Annotated in this window: 22 protein-coding genes; 20 read left to right on the top strand and 2 right to left on the bottom strand. The window is 27.9% G+C overall.

The window, feature by feature from the left end:
- The first annotated feature begins 18 nt into the window (after window positions 1-18).
- The 4 genes from ACH5BF_RS07915 to ACH5BF_RS07900 all read left to right on the top strand — a co-directional run bounded on the left by ACH5BF_RS07915 (window position 19) and on the right by ACH5BF_RS07900 (window position 2887).
- Window positions 19-405: a hypothetical protein gene (locus ACH5BF_RS07915; RefSeq protein WP_423273675.1), complete on the top strand. Its 387-nt coding sequence runs from the start codon at window positions 19-21 to the stop codon at window positions 403-405.
- Window positions 406-464: 59 nt separating this feature from the next.
- Window positions 465-1172: an EAL domain-containing protein gene (locus ACH5BF_RS07910; protein WP_423273674.1), complete on the top strand. Its 708-nt coding sequence runs from the start codon at window positions 465-467 to the stop codon at window positions 1170-1172.
- A 42-nt stretch (window positions 1173-1214) separates the two neighbouring features.
- Window positions 1215-1502, top strand: a complete 288-nt coding sequence (locus ACH5BF_RS07905) for a YciI family protein (protein WP_423273673.1) — start codon at window positions 1215-1217, stop codon at window positions 1500-1502.
- Window positions 1503-1657: 155 nt separating this feature from the next.
- Window positions 1658-2887 (top strand): tyrosine-type recombinase/integrase, encoded by a 1230-nt coding sequence (locus ACH5BF_RS07900; RefSeq protein ID WP_423273672.1) that lies wholly within the window; start codon window positions 1658-1660, stop codon window positions 2885-2887.
- A gap of 966 nt (window positions 2888-3853) precedes the next feature.
- Here the strand turns inward: ACH5BF_RS07900 and ACH5BF_RS07895 are convergent.
- Window positions 3854-4150: an AAA family ATPase gene (locus ACH5BF_RS07895; RefSeq protein ID WP_423273702.1), complete on the bottom strand. Its 297-nt coding sequence runs from the start codon at window positions 4148-4150 to the stop codon at window positions 3854-3856.
- 287 nt (window positions 4151-4437) lie between these two features.
- Here ACH5BF_RS07895 and ACH5BF_RS07890 point away from each other — a divergent pair, with 287 nt between their 5' ends.
- From ACH5BF_RS07890 to ACH5BF_RS07845, 10 genes are read left to right on the top strand one after another with little or no spacing between them, the layout of a single operon-like run.
- Complete coding sequence (locus ACH5BF_RS07890) at window positions 4438-6000, top strand: type I restriction-modification system subunit M (protein WP_423273671.1); 1563 nt, start codon at window positions 4438-4440, stop codon at window positions 5998-6000.
- Window positions 5997-6602: a protein adenylyltransferase Fic gene (gene fic, locus ACH5BF_RS07885; RefSeq protein WP_423273670.1), complete on the top strand. Its 606-nt coding sequence runs from the start codon at window positions 5997-5999 to the stop codon at window positions 6600-6602. The genes ACH5BF_RS07890 and fic overlap by 4 nt, the downstream gene beginning before the upstream one ends.
- 2 nt (window positions 6603-6604) lie before the next feature.
- Window positions 6605-7810: a restriction endonuclease subunit S gene (locus ACH5BF_RS07880; RefSeq protein ID WP_423273669.1), complete on the top strand. Its 1206-nt coding sequence runs from the start codon at window positions 6605-6607 to the stop codon at window positions 7808-7810.
- A 7-nt stretch (window positions 7811-7817) separates the two neighbouring features.
- Window positions 7818-9020: an AAA family ATPase gene (locus ACH5BF_RS07875; protein WP_423273668.1), complete on the top strand. Its 1203-nt coding sequence runs from the start codon at window positions 7818-7820 to the stop codon at window positions 9018-9020.
- Complete coding sequence (locus tag ACH5BF_RS07870; protein WP_423273667.1) at window positions 9004-12105, top strand: type I restriction endonuclease subunit R; 3102 nt, start codon at window positions 9004-9006, stop codon at window positions 12103-12105. The genes ACH5BF_RS07875 and ACH5BF_RS07870 overlap by 17 nt, the downstream gene beginning before the upstream one ends.
- Entirely contained in the window at window positions 12092-12613 is a 522-nt protein-coding gene (locus ACH5BF_RS07865) for a hypothetical protein (RefSeq protein WP_423273666.1), read from the top strand. The genes ACH5BF_RS07870 and ACH5BF_RS07865 overlap by 14 nt, the downstream gene beginning before the upstream one ends.
- A gap of 9 nt (window positions 12614-12622) precedes the next feature.
- Complete coding sequence (locus ACH5BF_RS07860; protein ID WP_423273665.1) at window positions 12623-13174, top strand: YfbU family protein; 552 nt, start codon at window positions 12623-12625, stop codon at window positions 13172-13174.
- A gap of 1 nt (window position 13175) precedes the next feature.
- Complete coding sequence (locus ACH5BF_RS07855) at window positions 13176-13865, top strand: HNH endonuclease (protein ID WP_423273664.1); 690 nt, start codon at window positions 13176-13178, stop codon at window positions 13863-13865.
- Between the two features lies 1 nt (window position 13866).
- A complete protein-coding gene (locus ACH5BF_RS07850) occupies window positions 13867-14559 on the top strand; it encodes a hypothetical protein (RefSeq protein ID WP_423273663.1) in 693 nt (230 codons plus the stop codon).
- The gene (locus ACH5BF_RS07845; protein WP_423273662.1) at window positions 14556-15533 is read left to right on the top strand and encodes a hypothetical protein; all 978 of its coding nucleotides are present in this window, start codon (window positions 14556-14558) and stop codon (window positions 15531-15533) included. The genes ACH5BF_RS07850 and ACH5BF_RS07845 overlap by 4 nt, the downstream gene beginning before the upstream one ends.
- 77 nt (window positions 15534-15610) lie before the next feature.
- Here the strand turns inward: ACH5BF_RS07845 and ACH5BF_RS07840 are convergent, their stop codons facing one another.
- On the bottom strand, window positions 15611-15952 hold the full coding sequence (locus ACH5BF_RS07840; protein WP_423273661.1) for a hypothetical protein: 342 nt from the start codon (window positions 15950-15952) through the stop codon (window positions 15611-15613).
- Window positions 15953-16237: 285 nt separating this feature from the next.
- Between ACH5BF_RS07840 and ACH5BF_RS07835 the strand changes: the two genes are divergently transcribed.
- The 6 genes from ACH5BF_RS07835 (at window position 16238) to ACH5BF_RS07810 (ending at window position 21222) form a co-directional block, all read left to right on the top strand.
- Window positions 16238-16798, top strand: a complete 561-nt coding sequence (locus ACH5BF_RS07835) for a recombinase family protein (RefSeq protein ID WP_423273660.1) — start codon at window positions 16238-16240, stop codon at window positions 16796-16798.
- A 67-nt stretch (window positions 16799-16865) separates the two neighbouring features.
- On the top strand, window positions 16866-17183 hold the full coding sequence (locus ACH5BF_RS07830) for a hypothetical protein (protein ID WP_423273659.1): 318 nt from the start codon (window positions 16866-16868) through the stop codon (window positions 17181-17183).
- Window positions 17184-17193: 10 nt separating this feature from the next.
- Window positions 17194-17364, top strand: coding sequence for a hypothetical protein (locus ACH5BF_RS07825; RefSeq protein ID WP_423273658.1), 171 nt, complete (start codon window positions 17194-17196; stop codon window positions 17362-17364).
- A gap of 246 nt (window positions 17365-17610) precedes the next feature.
- Window positions 17611-17829: a hypothetical protein gene (locus ACH5BF_RS07820; protein WP_423273657.1), complete on the top strand. Its 219-nt coding sequence runs from the start codon at window positions 17611-17613 to the stop codon at window positions 17827-17829.
- Window positions 17830-18387: 558 nt separating this feature from the next.
- On the top strand, window positions 18388-19344 hold the full coding sequence (locus tag ACH5BF_RS07815; protein WP_423273656.1) for a hypothetical protein: 957 nt from the start codon (window positions 18388-18390) through the stop codon (window positions 19342-19344).
- A gap of 447 nt (window positions 19345-19791) precedes the next feature.
- Window positions 19792-21222 carry a protein kinase domain-containing protein gene (locus tag ACH5BF_RS07810; RefSeq protein ID WP_423273655.1) on the top strand — a complete coding sequence of 477 codons (1431 nt, stop codon included), beginning with the start codon at window positions 19792-19794 and terminating at the stop codon, window positions 21220-21222.
- Window positions 21223-21270 lie beyond the last annotated feature (48 nt).

Below are 21270 nucleotides of genomic sequence, written 5' to 3'. Positions count from 1 at the left end.
TATTGTTTAAGTTAAATTATGGAAATTTTACTACTACTTTCAATTTTTATACTACTAGAGCTTTTTGAATCAAGATGGCAAAAAGCAGATACACTACATGGATTAATTCTAAATAATTTTTATATATTTAAACAAAATATCTTTTTGTATTTTACTATGCATGTTACTTTTTTTTATACTATTTTTTTATCTTTTTATTTAAATAACTTTGGTTTTTGGATGAGTTCAATTTTAATTGTTAAGTTTTTAGATATAACATTTAAATTATCAATGATGAAAAAATTATTAAATGGAATAAGTGTTGAAGAAGTAATGCCTATAAATATTAAAATGAGTAATTTATTTAGGTATATGAATGTCCTTATTTACCCAGTTAGTTTCATATTTGCAATAAATTTAATATAAATCAATATTAATAGTAATTATCATTTTTATGTAAGGATAAATTTGTTATTATCCTTTCTATGAATAGTATAGAGTTTAAACAATTAATATTAAATGCTAGTTATTATACTAAGTATGAACCTATTTTATATAAAGATAGTCTAGAAATATATGGATATGAGGCATTGTCAAAATTTGACATCAATAATGATTTAATTAGTACAGAAGAAATATTTAAAAAGCTACATCATAATAATAAACTTTTTTTTGAACTTGAGAAAAGAAATAAAGAATTACAGATAAAGAATTTCAGATTTGATTGTAAACTTTTTTTAAATTTTGATGCAGATATTTTTGTTACATGTGAACAACAAAAATATTGGGAAAATTTTTTATTAGAGAATAAAAGAAATCTAGTTGTTGAAATTACAGAAAATGGTAGTGATGATGAAACAAGTGCAACAATTATGAAAGATTTTTCAACTTGGTTAAATAGCAAGTCAATTGATACTGCTTTAGATGATTTTGCTCAAGATGGTTCAATGTTTTCTTTTCATATGATGAATAATAGTAAGTATATAAAAATAGATAAATCTTTTATAAAACAAATAAATTCAAACGAAAATTATATTCACTATTTAAATGGTATATTGAAGACTATAAAATTAAATGGTCAGTTTTCAATTATTGAAGGTGTTGAAACAAAATATGATTATGATATGATTAAAGAATTAGATTGTGATTTTGTGCAAGGATATTATTTTGATACTCTTGTAACTATTGTTTAATTTTATTTGGTTAAAATTTTATATCAAGAAAAAAGGATTAAGATGCAATATTTAGTTATCGCTTATGATTATGAAGATGCTTTAGATAAAAGAATGGAAGCAAGACCTGCTCATGTAGAGGGTACTCAAAAGTTAATGGCTGAAGGTAAAATTGTTTCAGCTTGTGCTTTAATAGAAGATGAAAAAATGGTAGGTTCTTCTGTATTAACAAACTTTGAAAACGAAGATGAATTTGATGAGTGGTTAGTAAATGAACCTTATGTTGTAAATGGTGTATGGAACATGGAAGAGATTCAAGTAGTTCCTGTTAAAGTTATGCCAAAAGCTTAAATAAGTTGTCAAAAAAGCCCATTAATATGGGCTTTGAGACTCTTCAGTAATACTATATTCTATCATATTTAATCACATCAAATCAGAAAAAATCAAGTTTTTATAAGGTACTATTTCAGGTAATTAAATTTTATTTTAAAGTGAGTACCTGATAAATGCCAAAGATATCTAAACCTTTAACAATTACTGAATTAAAAAGTTTTAAACCTAGAGAAAAGCAATATAAGAAAGCTGATGGTAAAGGACTTTGGATTGTTGTAAAACCAAACGGTAGTAAATTCTGGAGATACGATTTTAGATATGGAGGAAAAAATTTATCTATGTCTTTTGGTCTTTATCCTGATGTTGGATTAAAAGAAGCAAGAGAAAAAAGAGAAAATGCAAGAGAACTTTTACAAAATAATATTAATCCAATTGTTGACAAAAGAATAAAAAAAATTAGTGAAACACTAATTCTTCAAAATATAATTGATGAGTGGATTGAATTTAGAAGTAAGTCAGCAAGTATTGCTACCATTACTCAAAATAAAAGAATTTTAAATAATCTTACAAGATGGTTAGGTAATGTTGCAATTAAGGACATTAGAAGTATTGATATAGTTAATGTTTTAGAAAAAATACAAAATAAAGGAACTATTGAAACTGCTCATAGGTTATTTTCTTTAATTAATAAAGTTTTTAAATACGCTGTTACAAAAGAGTACATAGAACATAATATAATTGCAGATATAGATAAAAGTAGTGTTCTTATTTCTAACAATAAAAATACACACTTCCCTGCAGTAACTAGTGCAAAAGAAATAAAAGAATTATTAATTGATATAAATACAATAGGTGAAAAGTTTAAGAGTGATATAAGTACAGTATTTATATTTAAAATTATACCTTATGTTTTTGTCAGAAGTGAAAATATTAGATTAATGTGTTGGGATGATATTGATTTTGATAATAAAGTATGGGAAATACCAAAAGAAAAAATGAAAGCAAAAGTAGAGTTTGTTTGTCCTCTTCCTAGACAAGCAGTTGAATTATTAAAGCAAATTGAGCCATATTCAAGACATCGTAGCAAGTTTGTTTTCCCTTCACCTTTTAAAAATGATAGAGGTGTATCTGGAGCAACATTATCTGATACTCTTTTTAAATTAGGTTATAAAGGTAAGCATACATTTCATGGATTTAGAAGTATGTTTTCGACTGTAGCTTATGAAAACTATAAAGAACATGGATTTCATTCTGATATTATAGAATCTTGTCTTGCACATAAAGAAAGAAATAGAATTAAGGCTGCATATAATCGTGAGTCTAAATACAAATACATTAATGAGAAAAGGGAGCTGATACAATGGTATGCAGATTGGCTTGATAAACTTAATTTCAATAATTAATTATTTTTTTTAAGCTTAAAATCTTAAAATCTTTATTTTAAATTACATAATCAATCAAATTAAATCATATTACAATTTATACTACCAAAAAATCTCTTATTTACAATATGTTTAAATAAATATATACTTTTCCTATAAATATTTAGAGCTTGGTAGGCGCACAATCTGCTTGATTAGTTTGTCACTTGATAAGCTATCAAGCTCTAAGTATTTATTATTAGATTGTGCATCTACCAAATCTACAATCTAATCTTAATTACAATCAATTTTTAAATTCTATTATTTACAATGTTTAAGTTAATAGGATAATTCTGTCTATTTAAAGGAGGGAATAATAGCCCGAGTGAGTTTGGCGACCGACCGAGCTATTATAATTAGAACTAAATTATATCAAAAATAAACTATTTTTTCAATGTTAAAAAAATTAAAAATCAACTTTATTGTTGAGAATAAAGTAATGTTTTTTAATTGATAGGCATAATCTCTTGTGTCTGGTGAAGTAGCTATCTATGAGGCTAATTCTAGTTGTAAAGGTATCTCATAATAACGCCATTTAGTGAACAAATAAAAAAGAGACCGTACATCGGTTGTAGTGAAATAGGAAACTATTGAAGCTAATAAGTTGGACTACATGCAGATATGGCGTAGTGTTTGATACTAGATACTCAACCAAGCTTGAGGTAACTTTTGCTAAGTCTTAATGATATGTGAAATATATGGTATCGCATTACCCACCATGAAGCCTTTTTAGTATGAGCATGAAAAAGTACTAAATTAAGCGATGAGACTCATTCCAAGAGTATTATCAAAAAAGTTTGTGTTTTAATGCCAAACTTTTCTTTGCTTCAAAGATCTAAATCCAGAATATTAAAATAAAAGTGTTTAGATAAGGTTACTTACCTTATATTTTAGGAGGATTGTTACCTCTTCCTTTTCCAGATGGTTCACCTGTGACTCTTAGGTAATTTACTGGTTTTGAATCTGATTTATAAAGCAAACTATTGTGTTAATTGCTTCATTCCCAAAATCATCTCCTGGACCATTAACTAAAGAATATACTTCTTCTATAAATAAAACTCTACCTAATGCTTGTTCTAAAACTCTAGTTGTTTTTTCAGCAGTATGTCCTTGATATTGCCCAACTAAATCATTTCTTGTCACTTCTATAAAATGATCATAATCTAAAAGATCTAGCTCTTTAAATGTTTTACCAAGAATCCTACCAACAGTTGTTTTACCAGTACCTGGATTACCTTGAAATATATAATGACCTATTACAGGTTTTTTAGGACTTCTTAATTGCTCTACCTTAATTATGTTAATAATATCAAATATATTTTTTTTACAGACTCTAATCCTATTAAATCATCTAATAATTCATATGTTGTAGGATAAAGTCTTTTATATTGTGGAGGCATAATATATTTTGATAATGATTTACTAAAAGATGATTCATTTTATAAAAGTCCAATAATATCATGTTAGTTACATGAGAATATTAGTCAAAATTCAGTAAAATAATAATATTAAAATAATAAGGAATTATACTAATGACAAGTACACAACAACGAGCCGAGTTACAACGTCAAATATGGCAAATAGCAAATGATGTAAGAGGGAGCGTTGATGGATGGGACTTTAAGCAGTATGTTTTAGGTACTTTATTTTACAGATTCATTAGTGAAAACTTCTCTAATTATATTGAAGCAGGTGATGAAAGTGTAAACTATGCAGCACTTCCTGATGATGTAATAACACCAGAAATTAAAGATGATGCCATTAAAACCAAAGGTTACTTCATCTATCCAAGTCAATTATTTATAAACATAGCTAAAAATGCTAATGATAATCCAGATTTAAACACAGATTTAAAAGCTATATTTGATTCTATAGAGAGTTCAGCTAATGGATATCCATCAGAAGTAGATATAAAAGGTTTATTTGCTGATTTTGATACAACTAGTAATAGATTAGGAAATACAGTAAAAGACAAGAACACAAGGTTATCAGCTGTACTAAAAGGTGTTGCAGGACTAAACTTTGGTAAGTTTGAAGAAAACCATATTGATTTGTTTGGTGATGCTTATGAGTTCTTAATCTCAAACTATGCAGCAAATGCAGGTAAGAGTGGTGGAGAATTCTTTACACCTCAAAGTGTATCTAAACTAATAGCACAACTTGCAATGCATAAACAAACAACAGTTAATAAAATCTATGACCCAGCAGCTGGCTCAGGTTCACTACTTCTACAAGCTAAAAAGCACTTTGATGCACATATTGTTGAAGATGGTTTCTTTGGACAAGAGATTAACCACACGACTTTCAACTTAGCTAGAATGAATATGTTCTTACATAACATCAACTATGATAAATTTAACATAGCCCTTGGTAATACTTTAGTAGAACCAGAGTTCATAGATGATAAGCCATTTGATGCAATCGTTTCAAATCCTCCATATTCTGTTAAATGGGTAGGAAGTGATGACCCAACACTAATAAACGATGATAGATATGCACCTGCTGGAGTACTTGCACCAAAATCAAAAGCAGACTTTGCATTTGTATTACATTGTTTAAGCTATTTATCGCCAAAAGGAAGAGCTGCAATCGTTTGTTTCCCTGGTATCTTTTATAGAGGTGGGGCAGAACAAAAGATTAGAAAATATCTAGTTGATGGTAATTATGTTGAAACTGTTATATCACTAGCACCAAATCTATTCTTTGGAACTTCAATTGCAGTTAATATTCTAGTTCTTGCTAAAAACAAAAAAGAGACTAAAACACAATTCATAGATGCAAGTGAGCTTTACAAAAAGCAAACTAATAACAATATCTTAACTTATGAGGGAGAAGATAACCATATTGAGCAAATAATGAAAGTGTTTGATAGTAAAGAAGATATCGAACATTTTACTAAAAGTGTTGATAATGACGTTATTGCTCAAAATGACTATAACTTATCTGTTAGTTCTTATGTTGAAGCAAAGGACACAAGAGAGAAGATTGATATTACTAAACTAAATAGTGAACTTAAAACTACTGTATCTAAGATTGACATTTTAAGAAGTGAAATAGATAAAATCGTTTCACAGATTGAGGGAGATATCGCATGATTTTAGAAAACAAACTAGGTATCACAGACCAAATAGAACTAGCTAAAGCAGAAGAAAAAATCTCTAAGCAAAAAGCCAAACAACTTTTTGATTCACAAGACTTAGCTAAAGTAGAAGTAGGAACATTTAAAGGGCTATGCTTTATTCATAACTATCTATTTTCTGAAATTTATGATTTTGCTGGGAATATGAGAAAAGTAAATATTTCTAAAGATGATTTTAGATTTGCTCCTTTGATGTACTTAGAAGTATCTTTAAAGCATATAGATTCAATGCCTCAGTCAAACTTTGACGAGATAATAGAAAAATATGTAGAGATGAACATAGCACATCCATTTAGAGAAGGAAATGGGAGAGCTACAAGAATATGGCTTGATTTAATACTAAAAAAAGAAGTTAAACAAGTAATAGACTGGAACAAGGTAGATAAAGATGAATATCTATCAGCTATGAAAAGAAGTGTAGTAAAAGACATAGAAATCAAACATCTACTAAAACTTGCACTTACAGATCAAATCGATGATAGAGCCTTATTTATGAAAGGTATTGATGTAAGTTACTACTATGAGGGTTATAGTGAATTTAAGACAGAGGAACTATAATCGTGAGTAGCTTAAATTTTATGGAAAAATTGCTTGATGGTGTAGAAGTTGAGTGGAAAACTTTAGATGAAGTTTGTTATGTAAAAAATGGTTATACACCATCCAAAAATAAGCCTGAGTTCTGGTCTAATGGAACTGTTCCTTGGTTTAGAATGGAAGATATTCGTAAAAATGGTAGAGTTTTAAGTGATTCAGTTCAACATGTTACTGATAAAGCAGTAAAATCAGGAAAATTATTTCCTGCTAATTCAATAATCTTATCTACTACAGCCACTATTGGTGAGTATGCTTTAATTACAAATGATTTTTTATGCAATCAACAATTAACAGTATTGAGTATAAAAGAGAAGTTTAAAAATATAGTTAATCATAAATATTTATTTTATTACAGTTATATTTTTGGTGAATTATGTAAGATGAATGTTAGTCCTGGAGGATTTGCATTAGTAGGAACTACAAAAATAAAAACCTTTGAAATCCCAATCCCACCCTTGCATGTGCAAAGTGAAATTGTACGAATTTTAGACAATTTCACAGAGCTTACAGCAGAGCTTACAGCAGAGCTTACAGCACGAAAAAAACAATATACTTACTATAGAGATAAATTATTGACTTTTGAAGATGGCGAAGTTGAGTTTAAGCCATTGGGGGAAGTAGCTCAATATTCAAAAGCACGGATTAGTGCAGAGTTCTTAAACAATAAAAACTATGTAGGAGTAGATAATTTATTACAAAATAGAGCTGGTAAAGTAGACTCAAATCATGTTCCAACTGAAGGAAATTCAACTAAATTTGTCAATGACGATATTTTAATTGGAAATATAAGACCTTATCTTAAAAAAATCTGGTTTGCTGACTGTGAAGGTGGAACTAATGGTGATGTATTAGTTATTCATATTTCTGATAAAAGAATAAATCCTAAATTTTTATTTCAAGTATTATCAGATGATAGATTTTTTGATTTTAATATGCAACACGCAAAAGGAGCGAAAATGCCTCGAGGAGATAAATCACAAATATTAAACTATTCAATCCCTATTCCATCTCTAGAAGAACAAGAAAAAATCGTATCAATCTTAGATAAGTTCGACACTTTAACTAACTCAATCAGTGAAGGTCTACCAAAAGAGATAGAACTTAGAACAAAGCAATACGAGTATTACAGAGATTTACTTTTAACATTCCCAAAACAAAATATGAAGGTATAATATGTCATTGTCACTAGAACAAGTTGCTCAAGAATTAAAGAACTCTCAAAAAAAAGTACAGCTTATTTATGCTTTTAATGGTACTGGTAAAACCCGTTTATCACGTAAATTTAGGTTATTAGTTGATCCTAAAAGCACTGAAGAAGAACAAGAAAATTCACAATTAAAAGTAATGTATTACAATGCTTTTACCGAAGACCTTTTTTATTGGGATAATGATTTAGATACAGATACAAATAGAAAACTGATAATACGTCCTAATAATTTTACAAATTTAGCATTACAATTTTTAAGAGATCAAGGATTAGATAATAATATTGTAACCAATTTCCAAAATTTTACTAGTGATTTTATAACACCTTTTTTTAATGAACAATATTCAGAGGTGACATTTTCAATTACAAGAGGTGACGATCAAAGTTTAACAAATGTTAAAATCTCTAAAGCTGAAGAAAGTAATTTTATATGGTGTGTATATTACAGTTTATTAGAAGAAGTTATTGAGATATTAAATGAAACTGATTTATCCAATCGTTCAACAGATATATTTAATCAGTTAGAATATGTATTTATAGATGATCCTGTAAGTTCTTTAGATGATAATCACTTGATAGAATTAGCAGTTAATATTTCAAAACTAGTTAAAAATAGTAAGTCAAACCTTAAATTTATAATAACAACTCATAATCCCCTATTTTACAATGTAATATCTAATGAACTTAATAATAATGTACCTAATGAACTTTATATTCAAGGTGAAGCTAACACGGGAATAGAAAGGTGGATTTATCATTTTGACAAATCAATAAAATATCGCTTTAATAAACATAGTGATGGTAATTTTAGTTTAACAGAACTTGGCAGGAGAACTCCTTTTTCATACCATTTACAACTTTTTTCTGAGATTAAGAAAGCTATTAGTGATGATCAAATAAAGAAGTATCATTTTAGCTTTATGAGGAATATTTTAGAAAAAACTGCTACATTTTTAGGACATTCTAAATGGGAAAACTTATTACCTGTAATTGATGGAGTCATGGATCCTTTTGCAAACCGTATCTTAAACCTTTCAAGTCATTCTGCACATGCAGGTGATGAGATTAGTGAAGTTCAAGAAAATGATAAAACTAAGTTAATTGAATTAATTAACTTTTTAGAGACTGAATATAAATTTTTAAATCAAAGTGGATCAAATGACACAACAAACTAAAACAATAGCAGAATCAAAAAACTTTATCGTTTTAGATAAATATACTAAAATTGACCAAGAGGGAAGCTCTTATCAAAGTGAAGCTGATTTAGAAAATGAGCTTATTTCTGATTTGGAAAACCAAGGTTATGAATTTGTTAAAGATTTAACTGATGCTTCTAAAATGCTTATAAATGCTAGAACTCAACTTCAAACTCTAAATAAAATAGAGTTCAGCGATGGTGAATGGAATAGGTTTTGTGAAGAATACTTAGATAGACCAAGCGATAATATCATAGATAAAACTAGAAAAATTCATGATGATTATATCTATGATTTTACCTTTGATAATGGAACTATTAAAAATATCTACCTTTTAGACAAAAAGAATATTTCTAGAAATAAAGTTCAAGTAATCAATCAGTTTGCCATAAAAGGAAAACAAGCAAATAGATATGATGTAACTATTTTAGTAAATGGTTTGCCTTTAGTTCAAATTGAACTTAAAAAAAGAGGTGTAGCTATAAAAGAAGCATTTAACCAAGTGCATAGATACTCTAAAGAGAGTTTTAACTCTGATAATTCATTATATAAATACTTACAGATATTTGTAATCTCAAATGGAACAGATAGTAGATACTTTGCTAATACAACTAAAAGAGATAAAAATAGCTACGATTTTACAATGAACTGGGCAAAATCAGATAATACTTTAATTAAAGATTTAAAAGATTTTACAGCTACTTTTCTACAAAAGAAAACGCTGCTTGATGTTTTAATAAACTACTGTGTATTTGATACAAGTAATACACTATTAATCATGCGTCCATATCAAATAGCAGCAACAGAAAGACTTATTTGGAAAGTAACCAGCTCTTATGAAGCTAAAAGATTTAGCAGTATTGATGGTGGAGGATATATTTGGCATACAACTGGCTCGGGTAAGACACTAAGTAGTTTTAAGGCTGCAAGATTAGCAACTGAGTTAGAGTTTATAGATAAAGTATTTTTTGTAGTTGATAGAAAAGATTTAGATTATCAAACAATGAAAGAGTATCAAAGATTTTCTCCTGATAGTGTAAATGGAAGTGATAGTACAGCAGGTCTTAAAAAGAATATAGAAAAAGATGATAATAAAATCATCGTTACTACTATTCAAAAACTAAATAATCTAATGAAAAGTGAAAATGACCTACCAATTTACAATAAACAAGTAGTTTTTATATTTGATGAATGTCATAGAAGCCAGTTTGGTGAAGCTCAAAAAAACTTAGCTAAAAAGTTTAAAAAGTACTATCAATTTGGATTTACAGGAACTCCTATCTTCCCTGAAAATGCATTAGGTGCTGAAACTACTGCAAGTGTATTTGGAACACAGTTACACTCTTATGTTATAACTGATGCTATTAGAGATGAAAAGGTATTAAAGTTTAAAGTAGATTATAATGACGTAAGACCACAGTTTAAAGACTTTGAGGGTGAAACAGATGAAAAGAAACTAAGTAGCTTTGAGAATAAACAAGCACTACTTCATCCAGTAAGAATAAATGAAATCACTCAATATATTTTAAATAACTTCAATCAAAAAACACATAGACTAGCAATCGGAGCTAAAGGCTTTAATGCAATGTTTGCAGTAAGTAGTGTTGATGCTGCTAAGTTGTACTATGAAGCTTTTAACAATCTACAAAGAGATAAAGATAGACCTTTAAAAATTGCTACTATATTTTCATTTGCTGCTAATGAAACTCAAGATGCAATAGGTGATATAGAAGATGAAAGCTTTGAGCCAACTGCTATGAATGCTAGTGCAAAAGAGTTTTTAAGTTCTGCTATTGATGATTATAATAGAATGTTTAAAACTTCGTATGGGGTTGATAGTAAAGAGTTTCAAAACTACTATAGAGATTTAGCTAAAAGAGTAAAAAATAAAGAAGTAGATTTACTTATAGTAGTAGGTATGTTCTTAACTGGATTTGATGCACCATCTTTAAATACTTTGTTTGTGGATAAAAACCTTAGATATCATGGTTTAATGCAAGCATACTCTAGAACAAATAGAATCTATGATGCTACTAAAACATTTGGAAATATAGTAACTTTTAGAGATTTAGAAAAATCAACAGTTGATGCTATTACATTGTTTGGAGATAAAAACACTAAAAACGTAGTATTAGAAAAAAGCTATACTGAATATATGCAAGGTTTCACAGATGCAACAACGGGAGATGCAAGAAGGGGTTATTTAGATATTGTAAATGAGCTTGAACAAAAATTCCCTAATCCAGATGAAATCGAAAAAGAGAAAGATAAAAAAGAGTTCGCTAAATTATTTGGTGAATATTTAAAAGCTGAGAATGTACTTCAAAACTATGATGATTTCTCAGGATTAAAAGCACTACAAGACTTAGATAAAGAAGATGAACAAGCAGTAGAGCAGTTTAAAGCACAGTATTATCTAAATGATGAAGACTTTAATAAAATGTGTGAAATTAAAATCCCAAATGAAAGAATCATTCAAGATTATAAATCAACATATAATGATATTAGAGAGTGGATAAGACGAGAAAAATCATCTGATGAAAAAGAGAAGTCTACTATTGATTGGAATGAAGTAGTATTTGAAATTGACCTACTTAAATCCCAAGAGATTAACCTTGATTATATTTTAGAGTTGATATTTGAACATAATAAAAAAGTAAAAGATAAATCAGAGTTAGTTGAAGAAGTTAGAAGGGTTATACGTGCTAGTTTAGGAAATAGAGCAAAAGAGAGTTTAATAGTTGATTTTATTAATCAAACTGATATAAATGGTATTGGAGATAAAGCTAGTGTGATTGACGAGTTTTTTAAATTTGCACAAGCAGAGCAGAAAAAAGAAGCTGATGAGTTAATCACTGATGAAAACCTAAATGAAGAAGCTGCTAAGAGATATATAATGTCATCTTTAAAAAAAGAGTATGCTAGTGAGAATGGAACTGAACTAAATGCAATCTTGCCTAAGATGAGTCCACTTAATCCACAATACTTAACTAAAAAACAAAGTGTGTTTCAAAAGATAGCTATGTTTATTGAGAAGTTTAAAGGTGTAGGTGGGAAAGTTTGATATGGAAACAGTAGATATAATCTCAGTTATTGGTTCAATTGCTTCTGTAGGTGCTGCAATATGGGCATTTGTAGAAGCCAGAAAATCTATAAATGCTGCAACTAAAGCAGAAGAATTTAAAAATGAAATCATTTATCTTAGAAAAACGGTAGAGGTTTCTCAAGTTTATTCTGAAACAAAAAGGGTTTTGAATGTGGTTTCAAAAGTTGGTCCATCTTTTAATCCTTCTGTTTTTGCAGGAATAAATTGTGCTGATATCGCAAAAGAAGTAGAGGTTTTTTCAAGTTTTATATTAGAACAAAGTGAACATTTTTCTCAGAATTTTAATAATAAAGCTAAAGAACTAAATAGTGATTTGAAAAGTGATATAGAAAATCTATCAGAAGCTATTACTTTTGAAGATACAAAGAAGTATGGGAAGAGTATATATTATAAGATTCAAACTTTTATTCCCATAGTAAAAAAACTTTCAGATGAAAAACGTGAACAAGTAGAAAATAAAAAATAAGGATTAAAAATGAAGTTATCAGATGGTGAAAAATTAATTATCTTAATGCTTAGTGAGTTATATGAAAAACTAGGTGTAGAGGGTGAAATTGAACCTGACTTTATAAAATCAGCAATTTTTGGGAATCAACTTTGGGGTTTAAAATGGAAATATAGTGGAATACCATTTGAAGAATCAGAAGATCCTAAAGTAGTTAAAGAAGTAGTAGATATTTTAGATATGTGGAGTTTTATAGAATATGCATATTCTCACTTGACACCTGAACAGAAGAAACAATTAGAAATTGATGCTGAACCTTTTGGCAAAGATCCTAAATTCAGAGGGTTTGATGGTAATAATGAAAGTGAATATATGGGAACAGCGATGTTTTTAGTAAATGATCTTGAACGATTTCAAGAGTTTAAAGAAAGAGACCTTAATTCTCATATGCAAGTAGTGGAAACATACAACCGAATGTTAGATACATTTGAACCAATTAGAAAAACTTTAACTAACAAACCTATGAGTGTTGAAGATTTAACTAAAATACTTAAATCACAAATTCATCCAAGTAGAAAATAATATGAAAATCGTTGAAAAATATTTAGAAGCGATAAAAACATTCACTGATTATGTAACTATTTCTGAATGGGCAATAAAATTTAGTGAAATGTACCCTGATGAATTACTAAAAGCTAATGAACAAGCAGCTAATCAAAAAAATGATACAACTGGATTAAGAGAAATAGCAGCAAGAATTTCATCAAATATATCGTCTGGAAAATGGGCAAAGGAGTTATCAATTGATGATACTGAAAGACCAAGAAAAGTTAAATATATTTCTAAAGAAGAATTAGAAAAACAAACAGATAAAGAAATTGAAGAAGATATAGAACCATTAAAAAGGCAGGATATTATAAATAATGCCAGTAATCAATTAGAAATCTTTGAACTTTATAGAATTACAGAGTTTGAGAACATTCAGAAAGGTTTTAAACAGTTCTTTGGATTAGACTTTGAAATAGATCATGCAGAAGCCCTATTAAATAGTGAAAAGCAAGGTGAACACCATCCAAGCAATTTACAATTACTGTTGAAATATCATAATGGTAAAAAGAATAAAAATAGTTGGAATAGATTTACATTTGAAGAACAGGAAGATTATATTAAAAAAACTATTGCTTTACATAGTTTAGTTGCTGACAAGTTTGATCTTGAGATTGATAATAAGATATTAGATTCATTATTGAATAGATTGAGAGAAGTTTATTAAAATGAATATCATATTAGAGAGAATAAAAAATGCAACTTATGAAGAAAAAAAAGAAATTTGTAAACATTTAAAAATAAGTCACGATAATATTAATGATTTAGAAATATTAAAAATATATGAAGATGCTGCTAATCATACTTTTAACAATATTATAAAGAAAAATAAAAATAGTTATAAAGATGTTTTAGTTAATATTATAAAAAAAATAAGAGTAAAAGAACGAAGAAAAATTAAAATAGATAACTCTTTTTCAGTAATTGATTTAGAAAATGAGCTAATGCAGAATTTTATAATTCAAGTTGATACTATGAAAAAAAAATGGGATAAACTTCCTGAAGAAAAAAAAGAAAAAAAATTAAAACAAGTTAGAAAGGAATTATCTAAACTAGGTTATAAAGATAATATTATAAATAGTTCAATTTCAATCTTCACAAGTACAACTGCATCTCTTATTGGAGCTACACCTATAACATTAAGTTTATTTTACAGTAGTTTCTGGGCTTCATCATACGCTTACATTTTCGGTGTATCAACATTAACTATGGGTATGGTAGGAGCATCTGTTTTTTCTATCCTTGCTTTGCCCGCTTTGTTTATTATATTAGGTTCACCAGCATATAGAAAAATAATTCCTGTTACATTGCTTTTAATTAAGATAAGAGAGAGAATTGAAATTGAAAAGGAGCTTAAATGATACCTTTTGTTGTACCTTTAGCATGGCGAGGATTATTAGCATCTGGAAAAATTATAAGATATGGTGCAATATTAAAAGATGCTAAAACGGGAAGGATTGTTGCTCATTTAAAAGAGACAGGAAGTTTTTCTCAAATATTTAATAATATACCTTTTTCTGTAGATCCATTAAATTCTATTACAAATATTTTAGATACCTCAGGACTATCAGAGATAAAAGAAAGTTTGGAATTATTAGAATTAATAAGTAGTGTAGGAGCCATATCTTCATTAGCAAACTTGGGCATTAGTGTAGGTGGATTTACCTTAGTTACTCAAAAATTAAAAAGTATTGAAAAAAATTTAAATATAGTAGTTAATAAAGTAGAAAAAGTAATAAAAATAGCTGAAAAAATTGATTCTAATTTAGAATTCCTAAATTTTGCTGATGTGAAGACTGCATCAGAACAATTACATAATGCATTGTTTGCTAGTGATGAAAAAAGAAGAAGAGAACTTCTAATCGAAGCAAATAGTACTTTTAGAAAATATAAAAATTATTATTTGGCAATAGCAAAAGATAAAAAACTTTGGGTTGATGGTAGTTTACCTTTGGATGTTGCAAATATATTATACTCTAGATACATAACTTGTGTATTAGGGGAACTATATTCAGAATTTTTACTTGGAGATATGCAATCATATATGTATAATTGGCAGTTAAATTATTCAAATGTAAAAGAAATAAGTAGTTTTAATAAAATAGATGTACTAAGAATACAATCAGATTATAATCTGAATAATGAACTAGGTAATGATTATTCTAATTTAAAAGAAAAAATTATTTATACTGATAGTATTTTAAAAGAAACATCTAATCGTATTGATACAATGAAAAATGAAGCAGACTATATTATAAAACACAATATAAAACCTTATGATTATATCAAAGAATTATCTGAACTAGAAGATAATGTTGTAATAATCAAACATTAAAAGTACTGTTAATAAAAAAATAACATAGATTAATAAGAGTTAGTGTCTAAAATTAAGATATTGGGGGAATAAAATGATTAATGTAAATAGTTAGCCATTTTTATTGAAAGTGCATTTCTTTTTTTTGACTTAGGAACAAGTTTATTATACTTATCTAATAACTCTTTTTTAACAAGTCCATAATTAATAAACAATTGAGATATTTTTTTTCTTCTAAAATTGTAATTAATATTTGAATTTCTAGCTCTAATATTTTCAGATCTAATTTTATTTAGCGATATTTGATCCTTCGGTGTCTCAGGAGCATCAAAAATTCTTACTCCACAATCAATGATTCTATAGTTATTCATTTTGTCTATTAATGACCAACCTTTCGAACTTTTACCTATATCCAAACCTAAAATAACTAGCCTCGACATTTTACCACCTAAATAATCAGAATATTAATAATTATATCATATTAAATATTTTCATTTAATAAAATTTTATGAATTAAAATAATTCATAAATAATAGTATATTTAAATAATATTATTTAGATTTATTAAAGTCTAAATATTAAATAATTTTTTTCATCATAAAACATCTGTTTTCCGACACATTAAATAAAAACCCAAAATTTAACAAAAAAACACCCAAATAATATGCGAAAAACTATATCGGAATATGATATAATACGAAAACTAAAATATAAAGGTTTTTCGTATGTTAATAGGATATGTAAGAGTTTCAACATTAGATCAAAACTTTGATTTGCAAAAAGATGCACTTTTAAAATATGGAATAGATGAAAGAAATATATTTTATGATAAGACATCTGGTGCAAAAGATAAAAGAGAAGGTTTAGAAAAAGCATTAGAATTTTTAAAAGAAGGTGATACTTTAGTTGTTTGGAAATTAGATAGACTAGGAAGAAGCTTAGCTCATCTAATTCAAATTATTAGTTCTTTAAAACAAAGAAATATTTCCTTTGTATCAATAACAGAAGGAATGGATACAACAACAGCATCAGGTGAACTATTCTTTCATATATTTGGTGCATTAGCACAATTTGAAAGAAGTCTAATTCAAGAAAGAGTTAAATCAGGATTAGAAGCAGCTAAGAAAAGAGGTAAAGTTGGTGGTAGACCAAGAGCTATTGATGATGAAAAACTATTAGCCATTAAAAAAGCACTAGATGATGGAATGAGTAAAGCAGCTGCTTGTAGAACATTTAATGTAAAAAGAAGTACTTTAATTGATAGTTTGAATAGATTAGAAAAATAGATTTTTATAAATCTTACAAACTGTAATATTTTAAATGAAGAATAAAATCATTTGCTAATATTATAGTATGAAAAAGTCTCTGCCTAAATTAGAACAATTAAGTAAAAGTTTATCATCTCATCAAACATATTATAAATTCAATAAAATGGATGAGCATTTATCTGAAAAGTACCGAAAAGGAAGAGTAAGTGCTGCAAAATGGCTTAATGAATTGATATTTTTTTATTTAGAAAAAGAAAGTACATTTATCGTTGAATTTAAAGAACATATTCAAAAACAAAAAGCAAAACTTTCAAATCTAAAAGATGGTGATTTTAAACAAGGTTTATATGATGAGTTAAATATTATTGAAGACCTTTTAGATAAAATTAATAAAAGAGTTTAAAAGAAATAACATGAATCTAAAATTACAAATAATATTAGTATTTACAATTTTAATTATTGTATCTTTATATCAAGAAGACTACTTATCTGCAGTACTTTGTACAGTATTTGGATTTGTAGGATTAATGTATGCGAAAAAAGATAAAGTGATGACTTATCTTGTAGATAAATATATTCATTAGAAAGGATTTAAAATGTCTGGTATTGAAATATTAACTATATCTGTTTTATTTATTGCTACTATTTTAGTTATTGGTAAATATGATTATGAAAAGAAACAAAAAGAGAATAACTAATGGTAATTGATTTTACAGCTATAACTATTGTAACTGCTGTTGGAGCAATATTAGCTATAACTGCTTTAGTACATAGTCATTTTAAAAATCATCCATATTTTAAAGATGAAAAATAAAAGCTAAAGGCTAAAAATGAACTTCACTCCAACATCACAAGAAGAGCTAAAAAAACTAAATATTATAGATGGAAATGAATATCTAATCGAGTATAAAAATAAAGATTATTTTAATGGTGAAGAAACAATTGAAAGAACTAAAGCAAAAGCTTTGATAAACGATGGACAAATACTATTTGTAGTTCCAGATCCATATGGTATGGAAAAGTTTATCTCTGATGTTAAAATAGTTTAAGTGACTGTTCATAGATTTGTGCCAAAAAGTACAGGTTGTTGAACTTGTAATTTTAGCTTAGATATTTTAGAATTTCAAGTATGATTTAGTGGAACAAAATCACTTCTATTTAAATATTACTACAAAAATAAAAAGTCCATAATGCTCTTTTATCCAGACATATTATTCTAAATAACTCATATTTTCCGTTATTCTTATATTAAAAAGTAATTTTTTATTGTTATTCTAATATAATTATTTTTAAATTATTATAGGAACATATTTTTATCCTAATAATAAGAATAAATTTGATTTTTTTACATTGTGTCTGATAATAAATAGTTATGCATAAGGAGAAATAATGAGCCTAGGATTAACGGAGCAACTTTATCACAGCACAGTGAGAATTGAAACAGACTTGCATGGCGGTGGTGTATCAACATTAAAAAGGTCAGTAAACAACTACGAGGAACACAATAATTTGCCCTAGCGGTAAATTATCGCTCACGACAAACGTTATGGAAAGGGACAACTATCGAAGCAAATAAAATATCAAGTATAGCACTTAATGGAATTATTTTGGATTCAGATGTGATTATAGAGTTATATCAAAAAAATGAATTAAATTCAATATTATGTGAGTTACATACTTGTCTAATTAATGTTTATATACCCAAAGATATTTCTTCTATTGATAACTTTAAAGCAGAATTAGTAAGCGTTGTAAATCAATATATTACAGATGGGTATTTACAAGAACTTACTCTTAATATCTCAAATAGTGAAGTGTATGAGGAACTAAGTAAATTTCCTTTTGATGAAGGAGAACTATTCGTGTATTCACTTGCTGACACGCATGAATTATTAGTTATTTCAAATGACAAAATATCAGCGTATAGTTATTTAGTATATAAAAATCATACTAATTTACAATATGGTACAGTTTCAACGGATGAATTATTAGAAAATTTTTATTCAGAAAGTAAAGTATTAAAGACAAGAAGAATGTCAAATTATAAATTTCTTCAGTTGTTAGGTTATAATGTATCTGATATTCAACGAATAACTAAGTCAAAGAGAAGACAACAAGAGTGGTTTAAAGCTAAAGAAATAGCAATAGAAAATAAGAAAATATTAGCCATGTTTAGTTCAGAGAAAAACTTTTATACTTCAATTGGTTCACTTGCTTCCTCAATATATGCTCTTGATAGAACAACAGATAACAGAAAGTTTGACGAAGATGAACATTATAAAATGAATATTGGATTAAAAATTAAAAGTACAAGTAAAGATATTAAAAATACCGTGCTTACGAGAAAAATAAAAGCTAAGCCACACGATTATTGGGAATATAATAATATTGCTTATAATGCTATTATTAAATATATGAAGCACTCAAATTTTTTAATACCACTTTTGGATAATAGTGGAAATAATAAATATATTGGAACTATTACAGAGGAAGAATATCAAACTTGTATATCGTTTACAGCTAAATTTAGAAATTTGTTTGATAAATACAGAATAAGTGTATAACAAATCAGTGGAGCTAATAAATTACTCTGCGGACAATTATTGGCTTATTTTAAACGTTCAACAACCTCTTACTTTTTGAGCAGTTTTTACGAATGAAAAGGTTTTCCCAAAAAGAACTGGTTGTTGAACTTATATTTTTAAAGCTAATTTTCTGCCCACATTACTTCTCTTGATATATTTAATATTACGAATCACCTTAATATACATGCATTAAGTACTATTATCATCTAAATATCGATAATAAACATACATAAAAAGCATATCATAAATAAAATTTATTTAGAAAGTATCTCAATTTCAATATTTTTTATAGTAACATCTACAAAAATAGCTTATTTAAGGTGTTTGTAGGCATTTTGATATACGACACTTTTTGTGCATGTTATTTATTGATTTTCAGGCTATCTTGTATATAATGTACGTTTAATAAATAGTTGGGTTTTAATAATGAAATTTGAGGAAACAATGATATTTAGCGGTCAGTCAGAATGGGAATGCATCGAAACCAAGCCATTTGCACAAGGTGGAAATAGTTATGTTTATAAGGTGTCTCGAAGCACATCACAAGAAATATTTGCACTAAAGCTGTATAAGAGTGAGCAGTTTGAAGGTGAGAGATATGAGAGATTTCTTGAAGAAATCAATATAGTGAAAGAGTTATCTAATATTTCAGGGTGTATTAAATATATTGATCACGGACTGTCATCAAACAGACCTTTTTATGTTATGCCGTATTATTCAGGTGGTACATATAGAAGTAAGTATTTGAATGATAAGAATGCCAACATCTCACCAATTCAAAAATTAGAAGATTTTCAGAAACTTCTTCAAATTGTCAAAGAACTTCATGATGAAGGACTTGCTATTAGAGATATCAAGCCTCAGAACATATTATTAGATGAAAAGAATGAACCCATATTAGCTGACTTTGGGTTGTCTCTATGGATTAACACGTGTAATGAAGACAGAATGACACCTGAGCAAGGATCTATAGGTTCTCAGGGGTATAGACCCCCAGAATGGGCAAGCAATTATCCATTGCCAGATCATTCTCCTGGTGACATATGGAGCTTAGGAAGAACGTTATGGGCTATTTTTGCTGGCAAAAATGCACCTAATAACTATGAAACGTTGGGTGGTAACGGCACGCATTTAAACCTATATTTGCCTAAAGAATATGCCAATATAGTGCAGAGCATTGTTACTTCATGTACTAGTCAATCTCCTAATAAACGTCCAAGTATCGATGATCTAATTACACAAGTTGATGTAGTTAAAGATGACATCATTGGCTTTATGACTGAACGACAGCAAGCTAAGAAAAGTATTAACGACAAGATTAGATTGTTTTCGTCTCAAATTAAAAATAGTAATGTATATATAGATTCACAACGAGATGAATCGGAAACTAACATCAGGCTTAATGAAATATCAGAGTCATTAAATCTAATATGCAGAGGCCTCGAAGTTTATGCTAAACAGTTACGTGAAGAAATTTCTACCGACATAGGTTCGTTTAGAACAAATAATAGTGACTGGAATTTGATGTTTTCTTTAGAAAGTGCTGGGTTAACAATCGACTATTCAGACAATAATCATTGGAATAAATCTGTTGGTATTCGGTTTGATCCATCCAACAAGCTTCAAGATCATAAGGATATGAGTTATGTATATTTGAATTTTTATATGGGATTTACCAATGACAAGGAGTTTTATTGGTTAGTTGCTTCTAGAGACCAAACTAATGTAAGTGAGTACATTGTTGAGCAGTTTACTTGTAAATCTTTGTCAACCGTAGCCAATCAAAAATTGAAGTCTTTAGAAAGTTTAGTATACAAACATTTTGTAGCTCGTATTGAAGCGCACTTTAAAGCCTAACAAAGCGTTTAAGACAGATTCCCAACGCTCAGCATTTTCAGTGCTAAC

Origin of the sequence: Arcobacter pernae, assembly GCF_049472135.1 — a bacterium.
Taxonomy (GTDB): Bacteria; Campylobacterota; Campylobacteria; order Campylobacterales; family Arcobacteraceae; genus Arcobacter_B.
The sequence above is the reverse complement of the archived record's forward strand: the minus strand, read 5'-3'. Positions and strand labels throughout refer to the sequence as shown.